Source organism: Melioribacter sulfuriphilus, from assembly GCF_052656625.1.
In genome coordinates, this window is the sequence record NZ_JBQXXK010000002.1 from 401,110 (window position 1) to 421,008 (window position 19,899).

A 19,899-nucleotide genomic window follows, 5' to 3' on the forward strand; every position below is an offset into this window, starting at 1 on the left:
ATTAATTAATACAGACTGGAAATATGAGTACAATATTCGAAAAAATAGTACCTGTCTCTTTAGAAGAAGAAATGAAGTCGTCTTACATCGATTATGCGATGAGTGTTATAGTGGCTCGCGCATTACCAGATGTCAGAGACGGTTTAAAGCCTGTGCATCGTAGAGTATTGTTCGGTATGCACGAACTTGGATTAACTTATAATAAGCCATATAAAAAATCAGCTCGTATTGTCGGTGAAGTACTTGGTAAATATCATCCTCACGGTGATAGTGCCGTTTACGATACGATGGTTAGAATGGTTCAGGATTTTTCGCTGCGATATCCATTAGTAGATGGTCAGGGTAACTTTGGTTCGATCGATGGTGATAGTCCCGCAGCAATGCGTTATACAGAAGCACGACTGGCTCGTATTTCGGAAGAAATGTTGCGTGACCTCGACAAAAACACGGTCGACTTTATCCCCAATTTCGACGATACATTGCAAGAACCTTCTGTATTACCTTCTTATCTGCCGAACTTACTTGTAAACGGTTCAAGTGGAATTGCCGTTGGAATGGCTACAAACATTCCACCACATAATCTTACGGAAGTAATTGATGGATTGGTAGCTTTGATTGATAATCCGAAAATTACACCTGAAGATATTATGAAGTACATTAAAGCGCCCGACTTTCCAACGGGCGGAATTATCTACGGTTATGAAGGCGTTCGGGAAGCTTATTTAACAGGCCGCGGAAGAATTGTTATTCGTGCAAAAGCTAATATCGAAACTCTGAAAAACGAGAGAGAAAACATCGTTATTACCGAGCTTCCTTATCAGGTAAACAAAGCCGCATTAATCGAAAAAATAGCAGAGCTCGTAAGGAATCAGAAGATTGAAGGAATTTCCAACATTCGTGACGAATCCGACCGCGATGGTATGAGAATCGTCATCGAAATGAAAAGAGATGGCCAGCCTGCAGTTACATTGAACCAGCTTTTTAAACATACTCAGATGCAGGTCACTTTCGGCGTAATAATGCTTGCTCTTGTAAATGGTGTTCCGAAAGTTCTTACACTTAAACAAATGATGGAACACTTCCTCGACCATCGTATGGATGTTCTTATAAGAAGAACAAAATTTGAATTAGACGCAGCCGAAAGGAGAGCCCATATTCTTGAAGGATATATTATAGCTCTCGACAATATCGACGAAGTTATTGAAACAATAAAAAGATCTCGCGACGTTGAAACTGCCAAACACAACTTGATGCGCAAATTCAAACTTTCTGAAATCCAGGCAAAGGCAATTCTCGATATGAGATTGCAACGCCTTACCGGTCTGGAAAGAAAGAAAATTGAAGACGAATACAAAGAAACTATTAAATTAATCGAAAAACTTAAAGGTATTCTTGACAGCGAAAAGAAGAGAAAACAAATCATCAAAGAAGAGTTGCTTGCGCTAAAAGAAAAATATGGAGACGAAAGAAGAACCGAAATTATCTATGACTATAAGGACTTTTCACTCGAAGATATAATTGCCGAAGAAGACGTTGTTGTTACTATTTCGCATAAAGGATTCATTAAAAGATTCCCCGTTAGTGGTTACAGACGTCAGTCCAGAGGCGGTAAAGGAGTTACCGGAGCTGGCACCAACGATGAAGATTTCATTGAACATATGTTTGTTGCCTCTACACACCACTACATTATGTTCTTTACCGACAATGGTAAGTGCTACTGGCTCAAAGTGCATGAAATTCCTGAAGGCGGACGAACAGCGAAAGGTAGATCGATACTCAATCTTATCGAAAAATCGAAGGATGAAAAAATTGCCGCTTTTGTCACCGTTAAAGAGTTCAGCGACGATAAATACGTTGTAATGGTTACCGAAAAAGGAACAATAAAAAAGACTGTTCTCTCGGCATACTCCAATATTCGACGCGGTGGTATTTATGCAATCAATCTCGTTGAAGGCGATAATCTCGTCGAAGCAAAACTGAGCGACGGTAACAACGATATTATTATCGGTACACAGAACGGGATGGCAATTCGATTCAACGAAAAAGACGTGCGTGATATGGGTAGAACTGCAACTGGAGTAAGAGGTATTAACCTTGCTAAGGACGACAAAGTTATCGGTATGATCGTCGTTAGAAATGCATCGACACTCCTTGTAGTTACAAATAAAGGCTATGGAAAACGCTCAGAACTTGACGATTATCGTTTAACTCACAGAGGTGGCAAAGGCATTATTACAATTAAAACTTCTGAAAAGAACGGCAGAATGATTGCCATGAAAGAAGTAAATGACACGGATGAATTAGTTATTATTACTACTAAAGGAATGGTGATCCGACAGGCAGTAAAAGATATTAGAGTAATGGGAAGAAACACTCAAGGAGTTCGATTGATTAAATTAAATGAAGGCGATGAAATTGCTGATATTGCCAGAGTGGTTCCTGAAGAAAACGAAGTATAATTACAAAGGAGCGGAGGAAAATTCCTCCGCTCAATTGTTTATTTCGAATATCTCTCCTAAATTGTATTTAATTAAAAGAACTTAGGGCACTTAACATGAAAAAGATAATCTTCTTTCTTTTTATACCTGTAATTTTGCTATCACAACCACTGCCTTCTAATTTCAAACAAGCATTCGAAAAACAAACCAGAACTTTCAGTGGGAAACCTGGACAGAATTACTGGCAAAATAAAAGTGATTATCAAATCGATGCTGAGGTAATCCCATCAGAAAGAAAAGTTAAAGCCGAAGAAACAATAATTTATTTTAACAATAGTCCCGATACACTCGATATCATAGTGGTCAAGCTGTTGGCCGATATATATCGAAAAGGAAACTCAAGGGATTTTGAAATATCGCCAGGTGCAGTAAATGAAGGAATGAAAATTTTTGAATCAAAATTGAATGGTTCCGATTTCGAAATAACAGGTGAAAGAGAGAAACCACATATTGCAGGGACAAAATTAATAATACCTTTAAAGGAAAAATTATTGCCAGGAGCAAGTGCCGAGCTTTATTTCAAATGGGAAGTCGATATTCCGAACGAGTCACAAATACGTATGGGTGCGTACGATTCTACTTCATTTTTTGTTGCCTACTGGTTCCCGCAAATTGCTGTTTATGACGATATCGACGGCTGGGATATGAATGATTATTCGGGACAAACAGAAACTTACAACGATTTCTGCAATTATTCAGTTGAGATCACCGTTCCTCAAAATTTTGTGGTTTGGGCTTCCGGTAAATTATCAAATCCGGAAGAAGTATTCGAAAAGAAAGTTCTTGATAAATACAATATAGCAAATTCCTCAGAAGAAATAATACATATAATTACCGAAGAAGATTTAGGTAATGTAACACAAAAACGAGAGAAGTTAACATACAAATTCAGTTCAAAAGCAATCCCCGATTTTGCATTTGCCACGAGCGATCATTACTTGTGGGATGCCTCTTCATGGCGGGGCGTTTTAATTTCTGCGGCATATAACCCCGAGTCAAAAGGATTTTATAATGTTGCCGATGTGGCTCGTAAATCGATAATTTATTTTTCAGAGGAACTGCCAGGAGTTATGTATCCCTATCCTGTTATGACAGTTTTTAACGGTAGAGGCGGTATGGAATTTCCAATGATGTGTAATAATTCATCCGTTGATAATTTGAGTGGCACTGTTCATTTGACTTCGCATGAAATTGCACATACCTACTTTCCTTTTTTTATGGGAATTAATGAAAGGAAATATGCCTGGATGGACGAAGGTTGGGCCACAATGTTGCCTTTCGACTTTCAGGAATTGAATGCAGAGGGATACGATCCGAGACAAAGAAATGCAGAAAGTTATTCACGGTATGGCGGTACTGATCTCGATTTACCACCGATCATTCCTTCGTCTCAATTGAGAGGAAATTCTTATAGAATGGCCTCTTACAACCGTCCTGGAGCCGCTTACGATTTTATGATGAAGTTTATGGGTAAAGAAAATTTCAAGGCTTGTCTGCAAGAGTATATTGAACGATGGAATGGCAAACATCCCACTCCATATGACTTCTTTAATACATTCGAGGAAGTAAGCGGAGAAGATCTCGATTGGTTTGTTAAACCGTGGTTCTTCGAATTTAAGTACCCCGATATGGCAATTAAAAACGTTGTCTATCGGGACGAGTATCTTATTGTGGAAATTGAAAACAAAGGTGGTCTGCCGCTTCCTATAGCCCTGTATGCAAAATACGGCGAGGTCGAAAAAAAGAAAATATTCGATGCGCAGGCAAATATCTGGAAAGGCAAAACAAGCATATTAAAGCTCGAAATTAAAATTGATAAACCGATGGAATTATTTTTAGGAACGCATCAAATTCCTGACGTTAACGCTGCGGACAATAAATTTACAATAAATTGATTATGGCATTTTTCTATGACGGTCAAATTAATATCCTTGCCAGTTTTGTAGATAGAGAAGCGTCCATTTTGAGCACCTGGAATAATTTTAATATTATAATGAGATTTTAACGAAGTTCGCAAAGCAGTCAATTTCGTGCGATATTCTTAATCTATCCCTTAGTTAGTATCTTTTAAAAAAATGTTTATAGAAATTTGGTTTGTAAAATATTTATCGTATATTTACGATTAACGATTGGGGTAATTATGGCATATTCAAAAAAGGAAGAATTCGACAAAGAAGACGTCTGGCTGGCGGAAGTGGCAAAAGCGCTGTCACATCCAGCTCGCTTGCAAATTCTTAAGTTTCTCAACAAAATGAATTCGTGCATGGTGGGTTGTATCGTAGAGCACCTTCCGCTTGCACAATCGACTGTATCGCAACATTTGAAAGAACTAAAACGTGTAGACCTTATCGAGGGAGAAATCGATGGTCCAAAGGTCTGCTATTGTGTAAATAAAAAGACGTTACAACGCGTCAAAAAACAACTGGATAAATTATTTTCTGCAACTGGATGTTGCTGAGAAAGGAGTATCTATATGGAAAATCAAAATGAAATAAAAAAAGTCGTTAAGGAAAAATACGCAAAGATAGCAACCAGCGCCTTTGCAGAATCCTGCTGCGACAAGAATTCATGCTGTGGCGACAAAGTCGATTATTCTATTATTCAGGACGACTATACAGAAGAAGCCGGTTATCTGGCAGACGCCGACCTCGGACTGGGGTGCGGAATTCCTACAAAACACGCCGGTATTAAAGAGGGGGATGTGGTCGTTGACCTCGGTAGCGGTGCGGGGAACGACGTGTTCGTCGCCCGCGCAATTGTTGGCAAGAAAGGGAAAGTTATTGGTATCGACATGACCGAAGAAATGATTCGGAAAGCCGAATCTAACAATTCTAAACTCGGTTATGATAATGTAATCTTTAAACTTGGCGATATCGAAAATATCCCGCTTGAAGAAAATACGGCAGATGTAGTCATAAGCAACTGCGTCTTAAATTTAGTGCCCGACAAAAGAAAAGCCTTTACTGAAATCTACAGAATTCTTAAACCAGGAGCTCATTTCTGCATATCAGATATCGTATCGACGGGCGAAATGGCCATGGAATTAAAAAAATCGGCAGAACTTTATGCCGGTTGTATCTCGGGCGCCATACCACAAGAAGAATATCTTAAAATTATTGAAGAAACCGGATTTAAAAATGTTGAAATCAAGTCATCAAAAAAAACCGACTTGCCCGACGAACTTTTGCAACAACATCTGAGCGAAGAAGAAATTGTCAATTTCAAAAAAAGCTCAGTCGGACTACTGAGCATTACAGTAACCGCGTATAAGTAAACCACACACCATTAATAAATAATTTGCCCACACTTCTGTGGGCAAATTTGTCTCCATTCCTCGAACAGAAATCTGAATAAATTGTTATTATTGTGGTAGTTACTTTTTACTATAATCTCGAGTAATCTAAGGTGTAATATGAAATCAGCGCTGGGAATAATCATTTTCCTTTTTATTACTGTGACGGTTTTACCTCAAGACGAAATAAAAGTACGCGACAATATTTATTATTTGAGTAATACAATAGTTGTTAAATTGAAAGAGGCTGACACTGATGTAATTAATTTAAAAAAAGAGATAGAAAGGAGAGCAATTAAAATAAGCGGGATTGTAAAAGCATTTTCGGAAAACAAAAATGTGTTGAAAAAAGGCATCGATCGTTTTGAGTCGATTTATTTATTGAAAATAGATAACAACGAAGATCCGTTCGAAATTTCAGCAAAGTTGAATAAACTGAAAGAGATTGAATGGGCAGAACCAAAATTTATCAGAAGAGTTACCGTTACTCCGAATGATCCAATTTTAAACTCAGGAAGACAGTACAATATCGGAATGATTTCCGCAGAAAAAGCATGGGATATTTCTAAAGGTGATACTTCGATTATAATAGCCATTATCGATACAGGAGTTGACTGGAATCACCCCGATTTGAAAGCAAACATTTTATTCGACTCAAACGGTAATCTGGTTGGAATTGATTTCGGGGGACTGAATGGTAGTGAAGACAACGACCCGCGCGAAGATGTTCCACCTGACGGCAAAAATTCGTATCACGGGACACATGTGGCTGGAATTGCATCGGCAGTAACGAACAATTCAATTGGAGTTGCAGGAGTGGGATTCAATTGTACGATAATGCCTGTAAAAGTTTCGCGTGGCGATATGCGCGATGCAAATGGATATCCTTATGTTTATTATGGATTTGAAGGAATTAAGTGGGCAGTGGATCATGGAGCAAAAATAATCAATTGTAGCTGGGGCGGTTATGGTTATTCCAGATATGAAAAGGAGGTCATCGACTATGCCATTGAAAACGGGGCTGTGATTGTTGCGGCTGCAGGAAATGAAAATAGTAACAACCTTTTTTATCCCGCCAGTTATGAAGGCGTGTTGTCTGTTGGATGGCTCAACGAAAAAGGTGAGAAGGCTAATTATAACCAGAACTCCGGCTCCAACTATGGAACTCAGGTAGATATAATGGCACCCGGTTCATACATTTATTCTACGTGGCCTACGTATGCCGGTCCTGATTCGGTTTATCGTTCAATAAGCGGTTCTTCAATGGCTACTCCACACGCTGCCGGTGTTGCTGGACTGGTGGCTGCCAGATTTTCGAATTACCTTCCACTTCAAATTGCAGAAAGAATTAGAGCATCTGGCATAACGCTGGAAAATATACAATATCAATATTTGCTCGGTAAAGGTAGAATAGATGCATATAACGCCGTTAAGGATACAAATCTTTATTCGATAAGAGCGACAAAAATAGATTTTATTGAAGACGGCAACGGCAATGGACTTTTTGAATCAGGCGAAGCGGTGAATGTTAGAATTAGATTTACAAATTATCTCGACCCTTCTCCCCAAACCAAGGTATATCTGTTAACCAACGACGTATCAGTTACTATTGATAACAATGAATTTAATCTACCCCCTATGAATACACTCGATACTGCGGATAATTCATCATCTCTTTTTCGTTTTGTGATTTCCGAAGATTGTCCATACAACCACACAGTTGATGTTATGATTAAATACGAAGGCAATTCATACGACGACTATCAATGGTTTTCAATTAGAATTAATCCCACTTATGCTACACACGATGCCAACAAAATCGTACTTACTATAACAAGCAAAGGAACTCTCGGCTTTAACGACTATCCCGATAACCAAGAAGGAAGAGGATTTGTCTACAAAAACGGCGACAATCTTATTTTTGAAGGGGCTTTTATGTATGGCACATCATTCGATAAAGTTATGGACGCAGCTCGTAGCGATTATTTTCAGAGTGAAGATTTTAACATAATCGAAAAAGTTAGAATTACAAGCGATCAAAATAATAATCAAATAGGAAGAACTCTGTTTGATGATTCTGGATTTGGAGAAGGAGCGCTCGGTATTAAAACTGAACTTACATCATATGGTTTTTCAAATCCACTCGACGATAGTTACATTATTCTCGTCAACAGGTTGATTAATCAAAGTGGTATTGACATAAACGGGCTTTATGCCGGTTACTTTTTCGATTGGGATATGCCGGCGGAAATACCCGATATTGACATTGTAGATTTTGATGAGGAAGATCGTTTTGGCTACGTCTTTTGTAAGAATGATTCGATACTAAATACATATGTAGGAATTGCACTGCTGGACAACGATAGTAAACTTGGCTTTTATCCGATCGAAAATTCAGCCGATACTGGAGCTGTAATGCTGTTCGACGAAAATGGATTTACAAAGAAGGAGAAATGGACCAGTTTAACAAGTGGCTTAATAAATAAGCAGATTGGACCTGCTGATGTTTCAATGGTTATTTCTTCTGGTCCTCATACTTTGAATGCCGGAAGCGATATAGTAATTCCATTTGTAATCGCTGCAGGCGAAAGTCTCGAAGAGCTTCGTTCAACTATTCACAGGGCACGAGATAAATATAACCAATTAATTACAGAGATAAGAGAACCTCTGGTTAAATATAACTACAATCTCTCACAAAACTATCCCAATCCGTTTAATCCCAGTACTGTTATTAATTATGAGGTGCCAGAACGAAACTTTGTTACAATCAAAGTTTATGACATACTGGGCAGAGAAGTAGCCACGCTGGTAAACGAACTGAAAGAAGCGGGAAGTTACAGACTTGAATTTTCTGCGGATAAATACGGACTTGCAAGCGGAATTTACTTTTACACATTAAATGCAGCAGATCATATCTTTGTTAGGAAAATGATTTTTGCAAAGTAAAAGAAAAGCGGGCAAATAAGCCCGCCCTAAAAATTTTTATTACATCCCGACTAATTCTTTAACTATGCGTTCTGCATTGTTAACGTATTTTGAAATCCAGAGAATGTAACGAATATCAACTCCAATAGATCGACTGTACGAATCATCCCATGCGTAATCATTGATCGTAGCTTCGAAACAACGATCGAAGTTCAAACCAATTAATTCACCATTTGCGTTCATTACTGGACTTCCGGAATTTCCACCGGTAGTGTCAGTATTGTATAAAATTGCCACCGGAACTCCTCCGACTGAAGCGTCAAAAAATTCGCCGAAATTTTTTTTGTCGTATGCAATTCTAAGATTATCGGGTACAGCGTATTCTTTGCCGAGATAACTTTTTTCAATTACTCCATCTAATGTAGAAATAGGTTTGTAATAAACTGCATCCCGTGGTTCGTATCCTTTAATGTTGCCGTATGTCATTCTCAAAGTTCCATTTGCATCGGGAATAAATGATTTGTCTTCATAAAGTTTTTTGATTTCTATGTACTGAGGTAGCAACAAATTAAGCTTTCCGTCGACGTAATCAGAAATTTCTTTCAGTTCGTCTTTTTGTCTTTTAATCAAAGCCGTAAAAGTTAGAAGCAAATCTTCCTCCGGTTTAACATTTGAGCAGTCTAATTCTCCTTTAAGATATTTTGCTACTTTTTCTTCGTTAAGTAGATCAGAGCTGAGTAATTTGTTTAAGAAAGTTTCTGCATCAGTATCTTTTACAAAATTCGTAACGGCTTCGATAGAAGTGAGCTCAGAAATGTTGAGTGCATCCTCAAGCATTTTTTTTAGAAACACTCTTTCGAACTGTAGATCGATCCGCTGATAAATTTTATCGATCTCGTTCGTAGGCTTCCCTTCGATTTGATTCAAAATAGCGTCGGCGTAATTGATCACATTAGAAAAACGATAGAGTCGATTCAACCACATCGATGGATAAATATTATCGAACATTTTGTTGTAAGTGCTTTCAAGTTCATTGAAAAGGTTGTTGTAGTTTTTAGCGAGGTCAGGATTTTTGTCGATGAATTCTTTCAATTTTCGATCCAGCTCGTATTCTTTTTTCAGAAGCTCGAGTTTGCGAATGCCAAGCATCTTTCCCCGGTAATTTTTCATAGCATTTGAAAATCCTTTTATAAAAGGAGCATATTTTAATTCGATAGATTTATTGTCCTTGCTCAGCTTCTCGAGAGCATCGATTAAGTATGAATAGAGCTGTTCGTTATACGGCAGGAAATAGTTTTGTTGGTAATCGAGAAACCAGGCGGGATAATTTCTATAAGTACTGCCGGGATACCCGAGAATAAAAACAAAGTCGTTTTCTTTAACCCCGTTTGGATTAATTTTCAGAAATTTCTGAGGATGGAAAGGCACGTTATTTTCAGAATACTCAGCGGAAGAACCGTCGGGAGCAACATAAGCTCGTAAGAAAGAAAAATCCCCCGTGTGACGAGGCCACATCCAGTTGTCTGTTTCACCTCCGAATTCTCCTATTGAGCGTGGAGGTACATAAACCAGACGTACGTCCTTGATAATTTTGTATTTGAAGAGAATATAAGTCTTGCCAGGGAACATTTCAGATACCTCGGCGTCGATCGCCTTCGATTCGTCTTTTTCACGTGCAGCAATTTCATTCATTCTTTTTTCGATCATACGACTTCTTTCAGCAAAATCGCTGACGTTCTCCAATCCCGTCAGTACTTCCTGGCTCACGTCTTTGTACGATTCAGTAATTCGAACGGTATAGCCAGCGGCCGGTATTTCGTCTTTGAATTCGGCAGCATAGAATCCATTTTCCAGATAATTGTTTTCGGGAGTGCTTGCGCGGCTGACTGCTCCAAATGCACAATGGTGGTTTGTTAATATCAATCCATTTTCCGAGACGAACGAACCCGTGCATCCACCGATATTGACAATAGCATTGATTAGGCTCATTCCCTCTGGATTATAAATGTCAGTGAGATTTAGGTTGAACCCGAGCTTTTTCAAATCTAGTTTCTTTAGTTCGCTTAAGGGATACATCCCTTCGCCGGGAACGGCTCTGAGAGTGATACTTTGTATCAAAAAGAAAATAATTATAATTAATCGGTGTTTTTTGCTCATTATAAACTCCATATAATTTATTCGGGAAATTAGTAAAAAATAAGCTAAGCTAAATGCAATATTTTATGATGCGATAACTGATTCACAAAAGATTTTTATCTTTTAATATACTGCCATTTATTTTGATTGCCTGTTCTTTAACTTGAATAAAAAGAAATAAGAACAAAATAATGTGTGGATGTTTAAATAACTCGAAATTTTTATTATAATTGGTGCAGATTAAAAAAGAGGGTTAAAATGAAAATCAGAGCCACGGAAAACGGGCCATATTTGATCGAAGTAAATGATGCAAATTTAAAAAAGGCAGGAAGTGAAGAAAAGATTACTCAAAAGACAATTGCGCTGTGTCGATGCGGCGCTTCTTCTAACAAACCTTTTTGCGATGGTTCTCATAAGAAAATAGAATTCAAAGGAGAAGCTATAGAAATCGAATTAACATAATGCACCCTCTCCTTTTCAATTATAGAGGAGGTGTAAAATGGCAATTAAAAAAGAATATTCGAAAGACAAGACTATTTGCCGCGTTACATTTACACTGCCAGAAGAAATCGGTAAGCAGTTTAAAACAATTGCATTGATGGGTGATTTTAATAATTGGGACCCAAAGGCAAATCATTTTACAACAAGTAAAGATGGAGAATTAACTGCATCGATTGAACTGGAACCTGGCAAAGAATACCAGTTCCGATATTTATGCGATGGTGAAACATGGTTAAATGATCCTGCTGCAGATCGGTTTATTCAATCGCCCTACGGTTCGGAAAACGGTGTTATAGAGGTTTAACAAAATTTACAATCTGAAAGGCAACTTACGAAGCCTTACTCCTGTTGCAGCAAAAATAGCATTACCAACAGCGGGGGCACACGGTGCGATGGGGACTTCTCCCATTCCTCCCACGCGATAGGTATTTTGCATTATATAAGTTTCAACTATAGGCATCTCGGCAAACGATAATAATGGGTAATCGTCGAAATTACTTTCGACTACTTCACCATTTCTTATTGTTATTTCGCCTTTCAAAGCAGCATTCAATGCGAATGCTATGCCGCTATCGACTTGCTGTTCTACAATATCGGGATTAATAACTATGCCAACATCGACTGCACAAACAATTTTTTCGACTTTAATTTTGTTGTTGTTAATTGATACTTCAGCAACCTGAGCACAAAAACTATCGTAAGCAGCCGATAAAGCGATTCCCATCCCTTTGTTTGGGGGTAGCTTTTTTCCCCACTCTGCTTTTTCCGCAGCAGTTTTTAGGACGGCTTTCAGACGCGAATCATCAGGGAGCAGTTCCATTCTGAATTCATAAGGATCTCGCCCGGCTGCATGTGCTAATTCATCGATAAAACACTCGGCTGCAAACGGATTTTGCGAATGGTAAACTGAACGCCAGTACCATATTGGAATTGGAATATCAACAATAGATCCACTAATCCTGTAATTAGGAATTTTATAATCTGCTTCTATTGCACCGGTCATTATATCGTATTGTTCTGGCTTTAACCTGGCTCCCCAATTTTGTTGTGCAATCGATGGAGCAATAACATGATGAGAAAAAGAATAAATTTTTTTGTTATTGTCTACTGCACCTTTTAAGTGATGCATACTTACTGGTCTGTAACGATCGTGTTTGATATCGTCTTCTCTCGTCCAGGTGACTTTAACCGGTTTACCTATAACTTTTGATAGTTCCGCAGCTTCAGCTGCAAAATCAGAATGAGTACGTCTACCAAACCCACCGCCCATAAAAGTGACATAAATGGTTACATCTTCTTCTTTTAGTCCGAGAGCATTTGCAACAGCGCGTCGTGCATCCTGTGGATTTTGTGTTGGTGCCCATACTTCAACGCGATTATTTTCAAATTTTGCTGTACAATTCATCGGTTCCATTGGAGCGTGTGCCTGGTAAGGAACTTCATAAATTGCTTCGACAATTTTATAATTTATTTGATCTGGCGGCTTTGGGTTTCCATTTTCTTTGACTGTTGTTCCACCCGTTAAAAGATTTTCTTTCAGTTTTTGAGAAATTTTTTCCGAGTCGAGATCACCATACGGCGACGAGGACCATTCTACCGAAAGATTTTCTACTCCTTTAAAGGCCTGCCAGGTAGATTCAGCAAATACTGCTACACCATTTGTAACCTCTTTAACGTCAATAATTCCTTTTAAGGACTTTGTTTTGTCGGCATTAAAACTTTTTACCTTTGATCCTAGAACTGGACTCCTTTTTACTGCGGCATATATAAGTCCTGGCAGTACAACATCGATACCGAATATAGCTTTGCCTGAAATTTTATCGGGAGAGTCAGTACGGTGAAGTCGTTTGCCAATGATTTTGTAATCTTTCGGGTCTTTTAGTTTTACGTTCTGGGGTACGGGGAGTTTAGATGCCTCCTCCACCAAATCCCCGTACCCGATTTTTTTATTATTTAATTTATTTATGACAAAACCGTTCTCAGCTTTGCAGTCAGAGGGTTTAACGTTCCATCTAATCGCAGCTGCAGCTATCAGCATTTCTCGTGCAGTAGCACCTGCAATTCTGAGTGGATCCCACGATTTTCTTACACTCGTACTCCCACCCGTTACCTGATCTCCGTATTTCGGATGCCCCTCAGCCTGTTCAATTTTAATTTGACGCCAGTCGACTTCCAATTCTTCTGCGACTATCATTGGTAGAGCGGTTCTGACTCCCTGCCCCATTTCTGAACGATGGACAACAATGGTTACAATTCCATCGGAGTCAATTTTAAGGTAGACACTCGGAGAAAAAATTTTTGGTTCTCCACCGGAGGCAAATAAATCCTTCATTGGTACGAAAGAAGCGAGACAGAGCGCTGAGCTACTTAAGCTAAATACTTTAATAAATTGACGCCGTGTTTGTTTCTTGCTCATTTTTCCGAAATCACTTTTTTAATTGCCTTTTTAATTCGGTTGTACGTGCCGCATCTGCATAGGGTCTCGCTCATGGCTTCTTCAATTTCTTTGTCTGAAGGATTGGGATTTTCGTTTAATAATGCGGTGGCTGTTAAAATTTGTGCGGGTTGACAATACCCGCATTGCGAAACCTCGACATCGAGCCAGGCTTTGATCAATTTATTATTCTTATCGGATGCTAATCCTTCTATGGTTATTATTGATTTACCTACTGCATCTTCAATTGCTATTGAACACGACTTTTCAGCTTTGCCATCAATTAATACTGTGCAGACACCACAAATCCCAATTCCACAACTGAATTTTGTGCCCTTGAGATTGAGAGTGTCGCGCAAAACCCATAAAAGTGGAGTTCCTTCCTCAACTCTAACACTCTCTTTCTTACCGTTTACAAGGATTGAATATTCAGGCATTTTAGTTTATCTGTTAACCCTTAACAAATGTAAAATTATTAAAAAAGAAGGTCAACAGAAAAATTATATAACTCACACCATTGAATTCCTGTAAACCTTTAATAAAGAAAAAAATAAATAGAGATTGGCTTATCTTTAATTTAATTTTCATTAACTGATAATAAAGATGAGGTGATTATATTTGTCCATAGTTATTTTAAAAAAGGTATCTTAAAATGAGCAACTATTCAAAGAGGTTTCTGATAATAGTTTTTTCGACGATATCTCTTGTAACAGGATTTATTTTTTTTGATACAGTAACAGTAAAGAAGAATTTACTAAAAGCCGAAGAACAATATTCATATCTGCTTGAACTCTTGGGCGATACAGATAAATTACCTCGTTCGATGGACAATTCAGGAAAAGTTATATTAGTTGATGCACAGGATTGGACCAGCGGTTTTTTCCCCGGAAGTTTATGGTATTTATACGAATATACTAAAGACGATAGGTGGCTAAAAGCTGCAGAAAAGTTTACTGAAAATCTCAAAGGGCAACAATTTAACAATACAACACACGACCTCGGTTTTATGATCTACTGTAGTTTTGGAAATGGTTACCGTCTTACTGGCAGTGAACATTACAAACAGGTATTGATTGACGCTGCGCGAACACTCGCCTCTCGATTTAATTCTAAAGTCGGCTGTATAAAATCGTGGGACGGCCAGGAAGAAAAGTGGCAGTATCCCGTAATTATTGACAATATGATGAACCTTGAATTACTCTTCTGGGCTACAAAAGAAACTGGCGATTCTTCGTTCTATCGTATTGCCGTAAGTCATGCAAATACAACGATGAAAAATCATTTTAGAAAAGACTACAGTACATGGCACGTATTAAGCTACGATACAGCTACAGGCAAAGTTGAAAAGAGAAATACACATCAGGGATTTTCAGACGAATCGTGCTGGGCACGAGGACAATCTTGGGGCTTGTATGGATTTACAATGTGTTATCGTGAAACAGGCGACGTTCGCTATTTAAAACAAGCTGAAAAAATTGCTGAATATATATTTGATCATCTACCGGAAGATTTAATTCCGTTCTGGGATTACGACGCCGCAAATTATCCCAAAGACGCATCTGCCGCTGCCATTATGGCTTCAGCTCTATATGAATTAGCGGAACTTACACAAAACGATAAATATGAAAATTACGCCGACCGTATTATGGATGCACTAACACAACCAGAATATTTGGCATTACCACATACAAATGCTGGTTTTATCTTGAAACATTCAACCGGTAATAAGCCGGCAAACTCCGAAGTCGATGTTCCAATAATATATGCCGATTATTATTTTATCGAAGCCAATCTTAGAAAATTGAAACACGAGAGCAAATAATTAATATTATTAACTAATGAATTTTTTAGAAGCAATGAATAATGATGAGCACTCTACAGGAACACTGGAATAAAATTGTTAAAGAAACAGCTGAAGAAAAACTTGGCTGGTATGAAAGAGTAGTCACTAAGATCGTCACGTTTCTGATAGGTAAATATTTTGAATAGATTAGTTCGGAAGAGTTTGTCTTTATTAATCTAAAAAACTAAAAAGATTTTTTAACGTAAAATCTTTTTCGAAAAACACCATTCATACATTTTGATCAGCAATATATCTATTTAATTGATCGATAATTTTTGCCGGCGAATTTGTTGTAATATAGTCGACACCAAGTTTTGTTAATCTAACTGCGTCTTCCCCCTTTTCAACGTCGTAGACGCAAAGTTCATATCCGTTATCTTTCAAATAAACAGATAGTTTTTCGTTTATGTACGAAGCATTATTGAGATCGACGCCGTCACAATTGAGCTTTTTCAAGGTGTACAACAATCGCTGGTGCGCTATTCCGTTTAGGCATTTTCTCTTAGACGAAAACCATTCGAAAAGCCAGTAGACTTTTATATCAGGAAATAATTTTTTAGATGCAATAATTGTGTTGGGATTGAAAGCTATAATTCTAATTTGGTCGTTCGATAACTTTTTATTTCTTAGTACATCCGATAGCTTAAGAAGGAATTCTTTTCTGTCGTCTTTGATTTCGATAAAAATACCGCGGTCGTCAGGGATTATTTCGATAATCTCTTCCAGAGTTGGAATGTAAGTTCCTTCGAACTGAGGATTTTTCCAGTTGCCTACGTCAACACTTCTCAGTTCAGAAAGTTTTGTTTTTGTAATGTATAATTTTGTTCCGACTTTTGAAGTCCTTTTTGTATTGGAATCGTGAATGCAGACAATATGATTATCTTTAGTCAGCCAGAAATCTCCTTCGATAAAATCAGCTCCTTCCAAAAATGCTTTTTTAAATGAAGGAATTGTATTTTCAGGAGCTTCATCTGAGGCTCCACGATGAGCTACAATATAAACTTTTTTATTCGTCATTATTAGGAAGATATCCTCTGGCTAATTTGGTGTATTCATTAATCTGGTTTAATATCCATTTGTTATCTTTCTTTAATTCCTTTGCCATCATTTCAGCTACTACAGGAGCCATTTCGATGCTAACTTTTGCATCGAGCAGTAAGGCTCGAACTCTCCTTGCCAGAAAATCTTCGACCGTTCTTGCCGCTTCATATTTAACTGCCCAGATAATTTCTGCCTTTATATAGGGTAATTTGGGATGGATAGGCTCGAGTAGACTTTTATTTTGTGAAATAATTTTTTCTTCGATATTAAATTTATCTGCGCCGTAATAATAGAGTGGTTCGTTATGATTAGTGTTTTTTAGATAACCGTGAATCGGAAGATTTTTAGTAATTGATTCTCGTTCTTCCAATCCGCCAACGAGTATTGCCTGGTCGATTAAATCTTCGCCCATCTTTCTATAGATTGTCCATTTACCTCCTGTAATGGTAATCAACCCGGAGGGTGATACCGTAATCTGGTGTTTTCTTGAGATATCTTTTGTAGGAATTGCTTTTCCTTCGGAAATTGCCAGGGGTCTTAATCCAGCAAACACACTAAGTATGTCTGAGCGTTGCGGATCTTTCGATAAGTACCTGGCGGAATTCGAAAGCAAAAAATCGATCTCATCTTCAGAGGCACGCGGCTCGATTTCAGGTTTATCGACTTCTGTGTCCGTAGTTCCTAGTATAACTTTGTCGTGCCACGGTACGGCAAACAAAACTCTTCCGTCGGATGTATGCGGTATCATAATTGCTGAATTACCTTGAAGGAACGATTTGTCGAGTACAATATGAACTCCACGACTCAGAACAACGGAGTTCGATTTTTCTGCTTCGTCCATATTTTTTATTTCACCGACGAATATACCCGCCGCATTAATAAAAGTTTTTCCTTTTACGTGAAAAACACGTCCCGTTTCCCGGTCTAATAATTTTATGCCATCGAGTATCCCGTCTTTATCTTTAGTAAAGCCGACAGCTTTCACATAGTTTAAAAGAGTTGCTCCGTTATCGTATGCTGTCTGTGCCAGATTAATTGCCAGACGGGAGTCGTCAAATTGACCATCGTAATAAATTACACCGCCGAGCAACCCTTCCGAATCGAGATTTGGAATTGCTCTCAGCGTTTCCTCTTTCGAAATTTTTTTAGCTGGTCCAAAACCAAGTTTACCTGCCATAAGGTCGTAAACTTTCATTCCGATATTATAAAAAGGACCTTCCCACCATTCATAAACGGGAATAATAAACTGTTGGTTTTTCACAAGGTGAGGAGCGTTTTGCATTAAAAGTCCTCGCTCGTGCAGAGCTTCGAAAACGAGCGAAATATCTCCCTGTGCTAAGTATCTAACACCACCATGAATAAGTTTCGTACTTCTACTCGAAGTTCCTTTCGAGAAATCGAATTGTTCAATCAGAAGAGTCTTAAATCCTCTCGATGCTGCATCGACGGCGGCTCCCAATCCAGTTGCACCGCCGCCGATAATAATTACATCCCAGATTTGATCTTTACTGTGTAATACTTTGTTTAATAATTTTTCTCGATCCATGATTAATATTGATGAAACGCATCCGAAATAAATTTAAGTACATCGGGAAGCGATTCCCGCCAGTATGTCCAGTTATGTGCTCCATCTCTCATTCTGAATTCATGAGGTATTCCTTTCTTTGTCATTTCGATATGAACCTCAGAATTCATTATCGTTAGAAAATCGTCATCTCCGCAATCGATATACCATCTCACAGATTTTAATTGTTCTGCGGGTAGAGTTTTTATAAGATTTATAACGTTGTATTTTTTGTAAAATTCAAGTGCTTTTTCGGGGGATAGTTTTTCAATCCCTTTTAGGATGTAGTAATTCTGAAGGCTATCTGGGTGAGATGGACCAGTAGCAGCGCTCAAGGGACAGGCAGATGAAAAGAGTTCTGGATGATGCAGGGCATAAAAAAATGTGCCTCCGCCGCCCATCGATAATCCTGCTATAGCACGATACCGCTTCTGCGAGCGTATTCTGTAAGTTTTTTCTATGTAAGGAATGAATTCGTTAATAAAAAACTCTTCGTAGCGGTAATCTGTTTCGGGTCGATTTACATATCCGCGGTAAGGAGTATCAGCATTCGGCATAACAATAATCATTGGTGTGGCTTTGCCTTCATTTATTGCTTTGTCGGCAATATGAGATACTTCCCCAAATTGAATCCACCCCGTCTGGTCATCGCTATATCCATGGAGAAGATAAAGTACTGGGTAACTCCGTTCTGATCGATCATAATCAGGGGGTAAATAAATAGCATATTTTCTTTCCCCTTTTAATATTGTTGAATTCATCGAGAGGTTATCGTATACTTTGCCCGATTGAGAATATAAGATTACTGGTAAGAGTAATAAACATAAAAATTTTTTTTGCATGGCGCATACTCCATTTTTTACAGCAAAAAACTAAATCTACAATGTGTAAATATCAAACACTATTTTGAATTAATTTTTTATGAGAATAATTAAAAGTTTGCTTGACGAAAGCAAAAACTGATACCTCATTTCGATACTTCTGATAGAGCGGACTGCCCAGCGCTCAGTTAAATTACATTTATGCTGAGTAGTGTTGAGCGTAGCGAAAAAATTGGAAAGAAGCATTTATGCTGAGTAGTTTTGAGCGAACTAAAAAAATCGGAGAAAAGCATTTATGCTGAATGGTTTTGAGCGTAGCGAAAAAATTGGAAAGAAGCATTTATGCTGAGTAGTTTTGAGTGAAGCGGATAAATTGGAGAGAAGCATCTATGCTTAGTAGTTATGAGTGAAGCTGATAAATTTGAGAGAGGCATCTATGCTGAGTAGTTTTGAGCGAAGCGGATAAATTGGAGAGAAGCATCTATGCTTAGTAGTTATGAGTGAAGCTGATAAATTTGAGAGAGGCATCTATGCTGAGTAGTTTTGAGTGAAGCGGATAAATTGGAGAGAGGCATCTATGCTGAGTAGTTTTGAGCGAAGCGGATAAATTGGAGAGAGGCATCTATGCTGAGTAGTTTTGAGCGAAGCGGATAAATTGGAGAGAAGCATCTATGCTGAGTAGTTTTGAATGAAACGAAAAAATCGGAGAGAAGCATTTATGCTGAGTAGTTTTGAATGAAACGAAAAAATCGGAGAGAAGCATTTATGCTGAGTAGTTTTGAATGAAACGAAAAAATCGGAGAGAAGCATTTATGCTGAGTAGTTTTGAATGAAACGAAAAAAT

15 protein-coding genes are annotated in these 19,899 nt (G+C 38.2%); 9 read left to right on the forward strand and 6 right to left on the reverse strand.

The window, feature by feature from the left end:
* The first annotated feature begins 23 nt into the window (after positions 1-23).
* The 5 genes from gyrA to ACUN8G_RS03675 all read left to right on the forward strand — a co-directional run bounded on the left by gyrA (position 24) and on the right by ACUN8G_RS03675 (position 8,736).
* Positions 24-2,459: a DNA gyrase subunit A gene (gyrA, locus tag ACUN8G_RS03655; protein WP_437345767.1), complete on the forward strand. Its 2,436-nt coding sequence runs from the start codon at positions 24-26 to the stop codon at positions 2,457-2,459.
* A 95-nt stretch (positions 2,460-2,554) separates the two neighbouring features.
* Positions 2,555-4,393, forward strand: coding sequence for a M1 family metallopeptidase (locus ACUN8G_RS03660; protein ID WP_437345768.1), 1,839 nt, complete (start codon positions 2,555-2,557; stop codon positions 4,391-4,393).
* A 245-nt stretch (positions 4,394-4,638) separates the two neighbouring features.
* Positions 4,639-4,956, forward strand: a complete 318-nt coding sequence (locus ACUN8G_RS03665) for an ArsR/SmtB family transcription factor (RefSeq protein WP_437345769.1) — start codon at positions 4,639-4,641, stop codon at positions 4,954-4,956.
* Positions 4,957-4,971: 15 nt separating this feature from the next.
* Positions 4,972-5,772: an arsenite methyltransferase gene (arsM, locus tag ACUN8G_RS03670; RefSeq protein ID WP_437345770.1), complete on the forward strand. Its 801-nt coding sequence runs from the start codon at positions 4,972-4,974 to the stop codon at positions 5,770-5,772.
* Positions 5,773-5,910: 138 nt separating this feature from the next.
* Entirely contained in the window at positions 5,911-8,736 is a 2,826-nt protein-coding gene (locus ACUN8G_RS03675; protein ID WP_437345771.1) for a S8 family serine peptidase, read from the forward strand.
* Positions 8,737-8,775: 39 nt separating this feature from the next.
* Here ACUN8G_RS03675 and ACUN8G_RS03680 read toward each other — a convergent pair whose 3' ends face one another.
* The gene (locus ACUN8G_RS03680; protein WP_437345772.1) at positions 8,776-10,872 is read right to left on the reverse strand and encodes a S46 family peptidase; all 2,097 of its coding nucleotides are present in this window, start codon (positions 10,870-10,872) and stop codon (positions 8,776-8,778) included.
* A 237-nt stretch (positions 10,873-11,109) separates the two neighbouring features.
* Between ACUN8G_RS03680 and ACUN8G_RS03685 the strand changes: the two genes are divergently transcribed.
* Together ACUN8G_RS03685 and ACUN8G_RS03690 are read left to right on the forward strand one after the other, a co-directional pair.
* Entirely contained in the window at positions 11,110-11,313 is a 204-nt protein-coding gene (locus ACUN8G_RS03685) for a CDGSH iron-sulfur domain-containing protein (protein WP_437345773.1), read from the forward strand.
* 37 nt (positions 11,314-11,350) lie between these two features.
* Positions 11,351-11,656, forward strand: coding sequence for an isoamylase early set domain-containing protein (locus tag ACUN8G_RS03690; RefSeq protein ID WP_437345774.1), 306 nt, complete (start codon positions 11,351-11,353; stop codon positions 11,654-11,656).
* Positions 11,657-11,662: 6 nt separating this feature from the next.
* Here ACUN8G_RS03690 and ACUN8G_RS03695 read toward each other — a convergent pair whose 3' ends face one another.
* Together ACUN8G_RS03695 and ACUN8G_RS03700 are read right to left on the reverse strand one after the other, a co-directional pair.
* Positions 11,663-13,768, reverse strand: coding sequence for a xanthine dehydrogenase family protein molybdopterin-binding subunit (locus ACUN8G_RS03695; protein ID WP_437345775.1), 2,106 nt, complete (start codon positions 13,766-13,768; stop codon positions 11,663-11,665).
* Positions 13,765-14,223 (reverse strand): (2Fe-2S)-binding protein, encoded by a 459-nt coding sequence (locus ACUN8G_RS03700; protein WP_437345776.1) that lies wholly within the window; start codon positions 14,221-14,223, stop codon positions 13,765-13,767. The genes ACUN8G_RS03695 and ACUN8G_RS03700 overlap by 4 nt, the downstream gene beginning before the upstream one ends.
* A 215-nt stretch (positions 14,224-14,438) precedes the next feature.
* On the opposite strand from ACUN8G_RS03700, the gene ACUN8G_RS03705 reads away from it, so the two are divergent.
* On the forward strand, positions 14,439-15,608 hold the full coding sequence (locus tag ACUN8G_RS03705; protein WP_437345777.1) for a glycoside hydrolase family 88 protein: 1,170 nt from the start codon (positions 14,439-14,441) through the stop codon (positions 15,606-15,608).
* 41 nt (positions 15,609-15,649) lie between these two features.
* The gene (locus ACUN8G_RS03710; RefSeq protein WP_437345778.1) at positions 15,650-15,775 is read left to right on the forward strand and encodes a hypothetical protein; all 126 of its coding nucleotides are present in this window, start codon (positions 15,650-15,652) and stop codon (positions 15,773-15,775) included.
* Between the two features lie 82 nt (positions 15,776-15,857).
* On the opposite strand, the gene ACUN8G_RS03715 is transcribed toward ACUN8G_RS03710, so the two are convergent.
* Genes ACUN8G_RS03715 through ACUN8G_RS03725 form a run of 3 tightly spaced genes read right to left on the reverse strand, consistent with a single transcriptional unit; the run spans position 15,858 to position 19,076 of the window.
* Positions 15,858-16,646, reverse strand: a complete 789-nt coding sequence (locus tag ACUN8G_RS03715) for a glycerophosphodiester phosphodiesterase family protein (protein WP_437345779.1) — start codon at positions 16,644-16,646, stop codon at positions 15,858-15,860.
* Positions 16,636-18,216, reverse strand: a complete 1,581-nt coding sequence (locus ACUN8G_RS03720; RefSeq protein WP_437345780.1) for a glycerol-3-phosphate dehydrogenase/oxidase — start codon at positions 18,214-18,216, stop codon at positions 16,636-16,638. The genes ACUN8G_RS03715 and ACUN8G_RS03720 overlap by 11 nt, the downstream gene beginning before the upstream one ends.
* Before the next feature lie 2 nt (positions 18,217-18,218).
* Positions 18,219-19,076: an alpha/beta hydrolase gene (locus tag ACUN8G_RS03725; protein WP_437345781.1), complete on the reverse strand. Its 858-nt coding sequence runs from the start codon at positions 19,074-19,076 to the stop codon at positions 18,219-18,221.
* Positions 19,077-19,899: the final 823 nt, after the last annotated feature.